We start from the raw sequence: 10869 nt of genomic DNA, 5'->3' as shown, positions 1-10869 counted from the left end.
CCTTGAACCGCGCGCCAGGGGCGGCTTGGCCCTGGACGCCGATTGTGGGCGGGTCGCGTCACCGGTTCCCCTAAGCTTGCGGGTGATCGGGCGCGGCGCAAGTCGCTCGGCGAGCGGACGGTCATGCTCTCGGTCATGGCCGCGGTCGCCGCCGCGGTCCTGACCGCCGGCACCGTCGTGCTGGCCCAGTCGGTGACCTCGTCCGGCTCCACCGCCGATGGGACGGCCACCGGCGCGCCGCCCGGCACCGGGACGGCCAACGCGGTGCGGGCGCAGGTCCCGCCGTCGGTGGACGCGACGGCCGTCGAGGCGCCGCCCTCCCCGTCACCGAGCCCGACGGGCAAGCCCTCGGTGAGGGCCTGGACCAGCCGGTCCCCGGCTCGGCGCTCCCCCTCCCCCCGGCCGGCCACGCGGGCGCCGTCGCCCACCCCGACGCCCACCCCGACGGTCAAGCCGACGCCGAAGGCGACGCCCACCCCCAAGCCGAGCGCCTCGCCGACCAAGAAGCCCACCCCGACCCCCACCAAGCAGCCCACCTCCACCCCCAAGCCCAGCTCGCCGGGGAAGGCGAACCCGAACACGCCGGCCGGGGTGTGCGGCTCGGGGTACAAGGCGGTCGACTCCCACTCCCTCGGCGGCGCCACCGTGTACCTGCTCTACAACGGCGCGGCGGGCAAGAACTGCGTGGTCACGCTCTCGAAGTACGTCGTGCCGCAGAAGGTCAGGATGAGCGCCGTGCTACAGGTCAAGGGCGGCGCCTCGGGCAACGACACCGGCGGCTACGCCGAGTACGCGGGCCCGGTCAGGCTGGCCGCCTCGAAGACATGCGTGATCTGGGGCGGGGGCTACGGCACGGCCACCTGGAAGAGCGGCTGGTCCCACTGCGGCTAGCGACCCGGCGCCCCCGGTGTACTACGTTCTGGGCCACGGCCACCGGCAACCACGGGAGTGAAGCGTGATCGACAGCCGTCTCGACACCGCGAGCGCCGGCTTCCAGGCCAGGCGGGCCGCCATGCTCGCCAAGCTCCGCGATCTCGCCTCCGAGCAGGCCAAGGCGGTGGCGGGCGGCGGCCCCAAGTACGTCGAGCGCCACCACCGGCGCGGCAAGCTGCTCGCCAGGGAACGCGTGGAGCTCCTGGTGGACCCAGACTCGCCGTTCCTTGAGCTCTCCCCGCTCGCCGCCTGGGGGACCGACTTCCCGGTGGGCGCGAGCGTGGTCACCGGCATCGGGGTGGTGGAGGGCGTCGAGTGCGTGATCGTCGCCAGCGACCCGACCGTACGGGGCGGGTCGTCGAATCCGTGGACGCTGCGCAAGACGCTGCGGGCGTCGGACATCGCGCTGGAGAACCGGCTGCCGCTGATCAACCTCGTCGAGTCGGGGGGCGCGGACCTGCCGACGCAGAAGGAGATCTTCATCCCGGGCGGCCGTATATTTCGTGATCTGACCCGGTTGTCGGCCGCCGGGATCCCGACCATCGCCCTGGTGTTCGGCAACTCGACGGCCGGCGGCGCGTACGTCCCTGGCATGAGCGACCACGTGGTCATGGTCAGGGAACGTGCCAAGGTCTTCCTCGGCGGCCCCCCGCTGGTCAAGATGGCCACCGGCGAGGAGTCCGACGACGAGTCGCTCGGCGGCGCCGAGATGCACGCCCGCCTGTCCGGGCTCGCCGACTACCTGGCGCTGGACGAGCACGACGCGCTCCGCATCGGCCGCCGCGTCGTCAGGCGCCTCAACCGGCGCAAGGCGGGTGGGCTCCGCCCGAGCCCGGCCGGAGCCGTGCCCTACGGCGGCCCGCCGGGCGTGCGGGCCCCGCTCTACGACGAGGAGGAGCTTCTCGGCATCGTCCCCGAGGACCTCAAGATCCCCTTCGACCCGCGCGAGGTGATCGCCCGCGTCGTCGACGGCAGCGAGTTCGACGAGTTCAAGCCGCTGTACGGCGCGAGCCTGGTGACCGGCTGGGCCGCCCTGCACGGGCACCCGATCGGCGTGCTGGCCAACGCACGCGGCGTGCTGTTCGGCGAGGAGGCCCAGAAGGCGGCGCAGTTCATCCAGCTCGCGAACCAGACCCGCACTCCCCTGGTGTTCCTGCAGAACACCACCGGCTACATGGTCGGCAAGGACTACGAGCAGGGCGGCATCATCAAGCACGGCGCCATGATGATCAACGCGGTGTCCAACTCCACCGTCCCCCACCTCACCGTCGTCATGGGCGCCTCCTACGGGGCCGGGAACTACGGCATGTGCGGGCGGGCGTACGACCCGCGCTTCCTGTTCTCCTGGCCGAGCGCGAAGTCGGCGGTCATGGGCCCGGCCCAGCTCGCGGGGGTGCTGTCGATCGTCGGGCGCGCGTCGGCGCAGGCGCGCGGCCAGGTGTACGACGAGGAGGCCGACGCGGCGATGCGGCAGATGGTCGAGGCCCAGATCGAGTCCGAGTCGCTGCCCTTCTTCCTGTCCGGCCGCCTGTACGACGACGGGGTGATCGACCCGCGCGACACCCGCACCGTCCTCGGCCTGTGCCTGTCGGCCATCGGCAACGCCCCCGACGCCCCCGCCCCCGCCGGTTTCGGCGTCTTCCGGATGTGAGCGCATGATCAGACGACTGCTGGTGGCCAACCGGGCCGAGATCGCCCGCCGGGTCTTCCGCACCTGCCGTGACCTCGGCGTCGAGACCGTGGCGGTGTTCTCCGACGCCGACGCCGCCTCCCCGCACGCCGCCGAGGCCGACCACGCCGTACGGCTGCGCGGGGTCAGGCCCGCCGACACCTACCTCGACGCCGGGGCGATCGTCGCGGCGGCGCTGAGCTCCGGGGCTGACGCCGTCCACCCGGGCTACGGGTTCCTGTCGGAGAACGCCGCGTTCGCCAGGGCGGTGCTGGACGCGGGCCTGACCTGGATCGGCCCGAGCCCGGAGGCCGTCACCGCGATGGGCTCCAAGATCGAGGCCAAGCTCCTGATGGCCCGGGCCGGGGTCCCCGTGCTCGCGTCGGTGATCCCCGGGTCCCCCGAAGCCGGGGAGCTCGCGTTCCCGGTGCTGGTGAAGGCGTCGGCGGGCGGCGGGGGACGCGGGATGCGGATCGTGCGCGACCCCGCCGAGCTCGACGAGGCCGTGGCGGCGGCCCGGCGCGAGGCGCTCTCGGCGTTCGGGGACGGCACCGTCTTCCTGGAGCCTCTCCTGGAGGACGCCCGGCATATCGAGGTCCAGATCCTGGCGGACACGCACGGCGCGGTGTGGACGCTCGGCGAGCGCGAGTGCTCGATCCAGCGCAGGCACCAGAAGGTCGTCGAGGAGACCCCCTCGCCCGGCGTCTCCCCCGGCACGCGCGGCATCCTGTTCGAGGCCGCCGCCAGGGCCGCCAAGGCGATCGGCTACGTCGGGGCAGGCACGGTCGAGTTCCTCGTCAAGGGGGACACCGTCGCGTTCCTGGAGATGAACACGCGGCTCCAGGTCGAGCATCCGGTGACCGAGTGCGTGTACGGGATCGACCTGGTCCGCCTCCAGTTGGAGATCGCCGAGGGCGCCCGCCTGCCCGCCGAGCCGCCCGAGCCGCGCGGCCACGCCATCGAGGTCCGCCTCTACGCCGAGGACCCCGCCCACGGCTGGCGCCCCCAGCACGGCACCCTGCACCTGTTCGACGTGCCCGGTGTGGACGCCCGCTTCGAGGTGCCGGGCACCCGGGGGCCGTTCCCGGGGCCGGGCGAGGGCCCGTCCGGGGCCTCCGCGTACGGCCTGCGGCTGGACTCGGGGGTCGAGAGCGGGTCGGAGATCGGCGTGCACTACGACCCGATGCTGGCCAAGCTCATCGCCTGCGGCCCCGGACGACCGGCGGTGGCGCGACGCCTCGCGACCGCGCTCGCCCGTGCGCGCGTCCACGGCCTCACCACCAACCGCGACCTGCTGGTGAGCGTGCTCCGGCACGAGGCGTTCCTGGCGGGTGACACGCACACGGGCTTCCTCGACCGGTACGACCTCACCACCCCGGCCCCCTCACCCGTACCGCTGCTCGCCCTCGCCGCCGCGCTGGCGCTCGCCGCCGCCCGCCGCGCGGAGGCCGGCGTGCTGGGCGGGCTGCCGAGCGGCTGGCGCAACGTGCCCTCCCAGCCGCAACGCACCGCGTTCGAGACCCCCGGAGGCCGGGTCGAGATCGCCTACCGGCTCACCCGCGACGGGCTGGAGGCGGAGGGCTTCGACCAGGTGACACTGGTCGCGGCGAGCCCTGGGGAGGTCGTCCTCGACGTGGCGGGCGTCGTGAGCCGCTTCGCCGTCGCCGCGTACGACGGCGCCGGGCGAGACGGCACGGGCGGCGCCCTCCATGTGGACTCGCCGCTCGGCTCGGTACGGCTCGTGCCTCTCCCGAGGCTGCCGGAGCCGGTCGTGTCGATCCCCCCGGGCTCTCTGCTCGCCCCCATGCCGGGTACCGTTCTGCGCGTCGAGGTCACATCGGGAGCGGCGGTCACGGCGGGGCAGCCGATCCTCACACTGGAGGCGATGAAGATGGAGCATCAGATCTCCGCTCCTGCGGCGGGTGTCGTCTCCGTGCTCAACGTGACGCCTGGCCGCCAAGTCGAGGCGGGCGCCGTGCTCGCCGTCATCGAGGAGTCGCGATGAGCACGCTGGTCCACCACGAGACGCGCGGCGGGGTCGCCACGATCACGCTGGACTCGCCGCACAACCGCAACGCGCTGTCGGTCCGCCTGCTCGGCGACCTGGAGCGGGCGCTCGACCGCGCCATCGGCGACGACGGCGTCCGGGTCATCGTGCTGACCGGCGCGGGCCCGGTCTTCTGCTCCGGCGCCGACCTGAAGGAACAGGCGCCCGCCCAGAACGGCGCGGCCCACGACGCGCCCGTGACCGCGTCGTTCCCCGAGATCATGAGCCTGATCTGGGACAGCCCCAAGCCGGTGATCTGCCGCCTGAACGGCACCGCCCGCGCCGGCGGCCTCGGCCTGGTGGCCGCGTGCGACTTCGCGATCGCCCCCGACTCGGCGACGTTCGCCTTCAGCGAGGTACGGCTCGGCGTGGTGCCCGCCATGATCTCGGTGACCGTCCTGCGGCGCCTCGACCCGCGCGCCGCCGCGGAGTACTTCCTCACCGGGGAGGTGTTCGGCGCCGCCCGCGCGGCGGAGATCGGGCTGCTGACCCGGGCCGTCCCCGCCGAGGAGCTGGACGCCACGGTCGCCCACTACGCCGGCATGCTGCTGCGCGGCGGCCCGGAGTCCCTCGCGATCACCAAGCGGCTCGTGCGCACCGTGCCCGGCCTGTCGGTGGACGACGGCATGCGTGAGATGGCGCGGCTCTCCGCCCAGCGCTTCACCTCCCCTGAGGGCCAGGAGGGCATCCGCGCCTTCATGGAGAAGCGCCCCGCCTCCTGGATCCCCGCGGCCGAGCCCGAACGGGACGGGGCCGCGTGACGGGCGGCTCGGCCCCGCTCCGCGTCGCCAACTGCAGCGGGTTCTACGGCGACAGGCTGTCGGCCGCCAGGGAGATGGTCGAGGGCGGCCCGATCGACGTGCTCACCGGTGACTGGCTGGCCGAGCTGACCATGCTCATCCTCGCCGGGAACCGGCGGAAGGGCGGGCCCGGGTACGCGCGCACCTTCCTGACGCAGATGGAGCAGGTCCTCGGCACCTGCGTGGACCGGGGCATCAAGATCGTGTCGAACGCGGGCGGTCTCGACCCGGCCGGGTGCGCGCGGGCCGTGAGCGAGCTGGCCGCCCGGCTCGGGCTCGCGGTGAGGGTGGCCCACGTGACGGGCGACGACCTCATCGGCCGCGACCTAGGCGACCTGCTCCACCCAGCCGGCCCACCCGGCTCGGGCTCCAGTACCGACACCGGCTCGGGCAGGCCCGGCTCGGGCTCGGGTTCCGGCACCGGCTCCGGTGAGGGGCAGGGGAGCGTGGCGCTCACCGCCAACGCCTACCTCGGCGGCGAGCCCATCGCCGTCGCGCTGGCCAACGGCGCGGACGTGGTGGTGACCGGCAGGGTGACCGACGCGGCGCTGGTCACCGGTCCCGGCATGTGGCGGTACGGCTGGCGCCCCACGGACCTCGACGCCCTCGCCGGGTCCGTGGTCGCCGGGCACGTCATCGAGTGCGGCTGCCAGGCGACCGGCGGCAACTACGCGTTCTTCACCGAGGTGCCCGACCTCGCGCACTGCGGCTTCCCGATCGCCGAGCTGCACGCCGACGGCTCCAGCGTGATCACCAAGCATCCGGGCACGGGCGGGCGGGTGTCGGTGGGCACGGTGACCGCGCAGCTCCTCTACGAGATCGGCTCTCCCCGGTACCTCGGGCCCGACGTGACCGCGCGCTTCGACACGATCGAGCTGGCCCAGGTCGGGGACGACCGCGTCAGGGTGTCCGGCGTCCGGGGTGAGGCGCCGCCGGACACGCTGAAGGTGGCGCTGAACCACCTCGGCGGGTACCGCAACACCATGACGCTCGTGCTCACCGGCCTGGACATCGAGGCCAAGGCCCGCCTGGCCGAGGAGGCCGTGTTCGCGCGCGTCCCGAGGGAGACGTTCGACGAGGTCCACGTCGAGCTGACGCCGCTCGGCAGGCCGCCGGGGGCCGGGGCCGTCGAGCCGGCGCCGTCCGGGAAGCCGGAGGAGCCCGGGGCCGTCGAACCGGCCCTGTCCGGGAGGCCGGAGGGACCCGGGGGTGTGGCGCTGCTGCGCGTCACGGTGATGGACGCCGACCAGCGCAGGGCCGGGCGCGCGTTCTCCTCGGCCGTGGTCGAGACCGGGCTCGCCGGCTATCCCGGCTTCTACGGGCTCACTCCCCCGGGTGACGCCTCGGCGTACGGCGTCTTCCAACCGGCCGCCGTGCCCCGCGCCGCCGTACGGGCGGAGGTGTGGGAAGGCGACGAGCGGGTCTGGCTCCAGCCCGCCCCCGCCGCGGCGGCGCCCGTCCCGTCCGGCACCGGCGCGGAGGCGTCCGCGGACACGCCCGTCCCGCTCCCCCCGGCGGACGGCGGCACGACGGGACGTAGCGGTGAGGGCCCGACGGGACGTACCGATGAAGGCGAGACGGGACGTACCGGCGGGGGCGCGACGGCCGTGCGGCACGCGCCGCTCGGCACGGTCGCCGGAGCACGGTCCGGCGACAAGGGCGGCGACGCCAACCTCGGCGTGTGGGTCCGCACGGCCGAGGAGTACGCGTGGCTGGAGGAGTTCCTCACCACCGACCGGCTCCGGAGCCTGCTCCCCGGCACGGCCGGTCTTGAGGTCGAGCGCCACCGCCTGCCCAACCTGCTCGCGCTGAACTTCGTCGTACGCGGCCTGCTCGGCCGGGGCGTGGCCGCCAGCCCGCGTATGGACGCCCAGGCCAAGGCCCTCGGCGAGGAACTGCGGGCCTGCGTGGTCCCCATCCCGTTCTGACGGCCGGACGGCCCGTTTAACGATTGGACAGGCCGTCCCCGGGTCTAGCAGGCTCCAGCGCATGACACGTACAGACCTGCCCTCGGCCTGGGACGAGCGCGCCGTCCTGGCGACCTTCCTCGACTACACACGGGCCACCGTCCACGCCAAGTGCGAGGGCGTCTCCGAGGAGCACGCGAGGAGCGCGCCCCTGCCCGGCTCGCCGCTGATGACGATCAGCGGCCTGGCCAACCACCTGCGGTGGGTGGAGTACTCCTGGATCCAGGTGAGGCTGCTCGGCGGGGAGGACCTCGGGCCCTGGACCGACGATGATCCCGACCGTGAGATGCGCATCGCCGTCGACATGCCCCTCGCCCAGATCCTCGCGGAGTACGAGGAGCAGTGCGCCCGCCACCGGGAGCTGGTGGCCTCGCTCGACCTGGACACGGTGACGAAGAAGCCGCTCAGGGACGGCACACACGTCACGCTGCGCTGGATCCTGCACCACCTGATCGAGGAGACCGCCCGGCACAACGGCCACCTGGACATCCTGCGCGAGATGGCCGACGGCGTCACCGGAGACTGACCGCCCGTTCGCACCCGGCCGCCGCCTCCGCGAGCCTACTGTTGGTAGCCACACCTCGTGGAGGACGAATGGACCTGTATCCAGCCGGTGGCGAGCGGTGTGAGAGCCCAGGAGGCGGCGGGAGCGGCGGGCCCGGCGGGTGGCAGGAGTCCGGCCACAGCCTGGATGACAGCCACAGCCTCGATGGCGGCCACCGCGTCGAGGTGACCGTCCTCGACCAGGCCGCGATCAGGGAGGCCGCCGAGCGGGGCGAGCCGGGGGCCCTCGGCGGGGCGCACAAGGCCGGGCACGACAAGCTCTACGTCCTGTGCGACTCCAGGGACCCCGACGGCCCGAAGCTCTACTTCACCCCGGCCGAGTGGGAGGCGTTCCGTCTCGGCGTGCTCGACGGCGAGTTCGACGGGCTGAACGGCTGAACGGCCGCGTCGCCGTACCGTCCGCCGCTCGCACCGTACCGCTCGCCGCTCCGGCCCTACCGCCCGCCGCCCCGCACCCACCCCATGCAATACAATTGCGCGCAATTGCGGCCACTCCGGGCGCTTCTGGGGGAAGGGACCCTACATGCGTCTGCGGTTTCTCGGCTCTACATCGGAGGCCGGCGCCTGCCCGTCGCTGTACGAGACCGATCGGGGCACGATCGTCGTCCAGGGGCTCACGCTGACCGACCCCGACGCCCGCGCGGACCTGCGCCATGTGCTCGACGGGGAGTCCGCCGTCGAGGTGCCGCGCGAGCTTCTCATGGAGATCGCGCGCGGCGTGCTTTTCCCGCCGGAACTGGACGGACGTGTAACTGATCACGAATAGGGAGATCCCTATGGCATGATCGCTTCGCCCGGTCTACCCTCATGCAGGTCCGATGCCGACGGGAGGTGGCGTGAGCGGCTTTCAGCAGGCACGCGTCGACCTCGGCGCCCAGCTCCGGCAGCTCCGCGAGGCGGCCCAGCTGTCCGGCAAGGACCTCGCGGCACGCCTGAGCTGGCAGGCCTCCAAGGTCTCCCGCATCGAGAACGCCCGGCAGAGCGCCACCGAGGACGACGTCGTGCTGTGGAGCCAGGCCGTGCAGGCGCCCCCCGAGGTCGTCGACGAACTGATCGCCCAGGCCGTGTCGCTGCTCGAACGGCAGGACTCCTGGCGCCAGCGGCACAAGAGCGGCCTGGCCGCGCTCCAGGAGGACATCCGCGACCTGGAGTCGCGCACCAAGCTGTTCCGGGTGTTCGAGCCCGGCGTGGTGATCGGCCTGCTGCAGACGGCGGAGTACGCCCGCAACATCTTCTCCAAGGTCCGCCGCCTGTACGGCGCGTCCGACGACATCGACGCGGCGATCCGGGTCCGCATGCGCAGACAGGACATCTTGTACGACCCGGCGAGGCGGTTCCGCTTCCTGCTGCCGGAGGCGGTGCTGCGTTACCGGCTCGCCCCCGACGACGTCATGCGCGGCCAGCTCGACCGGCTGCTCGCCGTCACCACCCTGCCCAACGTCGAGTTCGGCGTCATCCCGTTCTCGGCGCAGCTGCCGTCCGCCCTGCTCAACGGCTTCTGGATCTACAACGAGGCCATGGTCGGCGTCCCGACCAGGACCAAGGACCTGGTGTTGCGCGACCCCGAGGACGTGGCCTTCTACGCGAGCGCGTTCGAGGATCTGTGCGAGGTGGCGGTGTTCCGTGAGGACGCGCGCGAGGTCATCGTCCGCGTCCTCGTCGACTTCGCCAAACAATCTGCCCAATAACCACACAATTGCTTGCCGACCACGCCAAGATCATGCAATCCTTACCAGCCATGGGTGACGTGGAGGTGAGGCACATGCTGGACACCATGTCCTGTCTGGAGCAGTTCGCCTTGGCGACGCGCCGGCACATCGATCTCTCCGTGCAGGTCCTCGGCGGCGCCCCCGGCGCGGTCCGGGTCCGCAACCGCTTCAGCGACACGCTGATGGAGGTCGTCACCTGCACGCCGCAGGGCGCCTTCCTCACCTCGTGGGGCTACCGGCTCGGCACCGTCGACAGCATCGACGACGCGGCCGCCCGCCTCGCGTACCTGCTGGCCGCGCTACCCGCCTGAGGGTCGCAGGGCCGCCGCCATCCGTTCCAGGTTCCCGACGAAGCGGCGCACGTCGGCCTCCGAGTGCTGGACGGACACCGTCCACTGCTCGCACTTGCCCCACGGGGGCAGGAACACCCCGCCGTTGTGCTGGAAGAGCCAGTGCGCGTTGCCCCACTGGTCGGGGTACTCCGCGAAGTCCCGGTAGTCGAGCAGCGGCCGGTCGTGGAAGACGACCGCGCCCTTGGCCCCGTACGACCTGACGTGGCCCGGCAGGTCGTGACGGCGCAGCACGTCCTCGGCGCCCTCGGTCATGACGCGCCGGAGCCTGTCGAAGTGCCGGTACGCGTCGTCGGTCAGGATGCCGAGCAGCACGGCGCGGGCGGCGGCCATCGTCAGCGGGTTGCCGTTGAAGGTGCCGACCTGCTCGTACCTGCCGTCGGCGATCATGTTCATGAGCTCGGGCACCCCGCCGATCGCCCCGCACGGCACGCCGCCGCCGAGCGCCTTGGCCAGGCAGATCAGGTCCGGCACCACCCCTGACCACTGCGTCGCGCCGCCAGCGGAGACGGCGAGGCCCGTCTTCACCTCGTCGAACGCGAGGTAGGCGCCGTGCCGGTGCAGCAGGTGCCTGAGCCCGGCCAGGTAGCCGTCGGGCGGCGGGATGAGCCCGATGTTCATCATGATGGGCTCGATGATCATGCCGGCGATCTCGCCCGGGTTCTCCACCAGCAGGCGCTCGACCGCGGCGAGGTCGCCGAAGGGCGCCACCAGCGTGAGCTGCGCGAGGGCGGGAGGGACGGCGCGGCCGACCGGCACGGAGTACGGCCGGTCGGGCGGGCCCCCCCGCGGCGGGGGCCGGGGGGCCCCCAGGGCGCAGGACACCGCAG

General features: G+C 73.0%; 11 protein-coding genes. 10 read left to right on the top strand and 1 reads right to left on the bottom strand.

Going from position 1 to position 10869, the window contains the following annotated elements:
• The first annotated feature begins 135 nt into the window (after positions 1-135).
• From AB0B89_RS21265 to AB0B89_RS21220, 10 genes are all read left to right on the top strand, one after another.
• The gene (locus AB0B89_RS21265) at positions 136-891 is read left to right on the top strand and encodes a hypothetical protein (protein ID WP_358555333.1); all 756 of its coding nucleotides are present in this window, start codon (positions 136-138) and stop codon (positions 889-891) included.
• A gap of 121 nt (positions 892-1012) precedes the next feature.
• Positions 1013-2584 carry a carboxyl transferase domain-containing protein gene (locus AB0B89_RS21260; RefSeq protein WP_358555336.1) on the top strand — a complete coding sequence of 524 codons (1572 nt, stop codon included), beginning with the start codon at positions 1013-1015 and terminating at the stop codon, positions 2582-2584.
• Positions 2585-2588: 4 nt separating this feature from the next.
• Positions 2589-4607: a biotin carboxylase N-terminal domain-containing protein gene (locus AB0B89_RS21255; RefSeq protein WP_358555330.1), complete on the top strand. Its 2019-nt coding sequence runs from the start codon at positions 2589-2591 to the stop codon at positions 4605-4607.
• Complete coding sequence (locus tag AB0B89_RS21250; protein ID WP_358555327.1) at positions 4604-5410, top strand: enoyl-CoA hydratase-related protein; 807 nt, start codon at positions 4604-4606, stop codon at positions 5408-5410. The genes AB0B89_RS21255 and AB0B89_RS21250 overlap by 4 nt, the downstream gene beginning before the upstream one ends.
• Positions 5407-7377, top strand: a complete 1971-nt coding sequence (locus AB0B89_RS21245; protein WP_358555325.1) for an acyclic terpene utilization AtuA family protein — start codon at positions 5407-5409, stop codon at positions 7375-7377. The genes AB0B89_RS21250 and AB0B89_RS21245 overlap by 4 nt, the downstream gene beginning before the upstream one ends.
• A 61-nt stretch (positions 7378-7438) precedes the next feature.
• A complete protein-coding gene (locus AB0B89_RS21240) occupies positions 7439-7942 on the top strand; it encodes a DinB family protein (RefSeq protein ID WP_358555322.1) in 504 nt (167 codons plus the stop codon).
• A gap of 68 nt (positions 7943-8010) precedes the next feature.
• A complete protein-coding gene (locus tag AB0B89_RS21235; protein ID WP_358555319.1) occupies positions 8011-8358 on the top strand; it encodes a DUF397 domain-containing protein in 348 nt (115 codons plus the stop codon).
• Between the two features lie 145 nt (positions 8359-8503).
• A complete protein-coding gene (locus AB0B89_RS21230; protein WP_358555316.1) occupies positions 8504-8746 on the top strand; it encodes a hypothetical protein in 243 nt (80 codons plus the stop codon).
• A gap of 70 nt (positions 8747-8816) precedes the next feature.
• Positions 8817-9668 carry a helix-turn-helix transcriptional regulator gene (locus tag AB0B89_RS21225; RefSeq protein WP_358555313.1) on the top strand — a complete coding sequence of 284 codons (852 nt, stop codon included), beginning with the start codon at positions 8817-8819 and terminating at the stop codon, positions 9666-9668.
• 74 nt (positions 9669-9742) lie between these two features.
• Positions 9743-10000, top strand: a complete 258-nt coding sequence (locus tag AB0B89_RS21220) for a hypothetical protein (protein WP_358555310.1) — start codon at positions 9743-9745, stop codon at positions 9998-10000.
• On the opposite strand, the gene AB0B89_RS21215 is transcribed toward AB0B89_RS21220, so the two are convergent.
• On the bottom strand, positions 9989-10869 hold an 881-nt coding region (locus AB0B89_RS21215; protein WP_358555307.1), incomplete at its 5' end, for an aminotransferase class III-fold pyridoxal phosphate-dependent enzyme. The two genes, AB0B89_RS21220 and AB0B89_RS21215, sit on opposite strands and share 12 nt — an antisense overlap.

It is taken from the genome of Sphaerisporangium sp. NPDC049002, assembly GCF_040649355.1.
GTDB lineage: Bacteria > Actinomycetota > Actinomycetes > Streptosporangiales > Streptosporangiaceae > Sphaerisporangium.
This window is presented reverse-complemented; position numbering and strand designations above follow the sequence as displayed.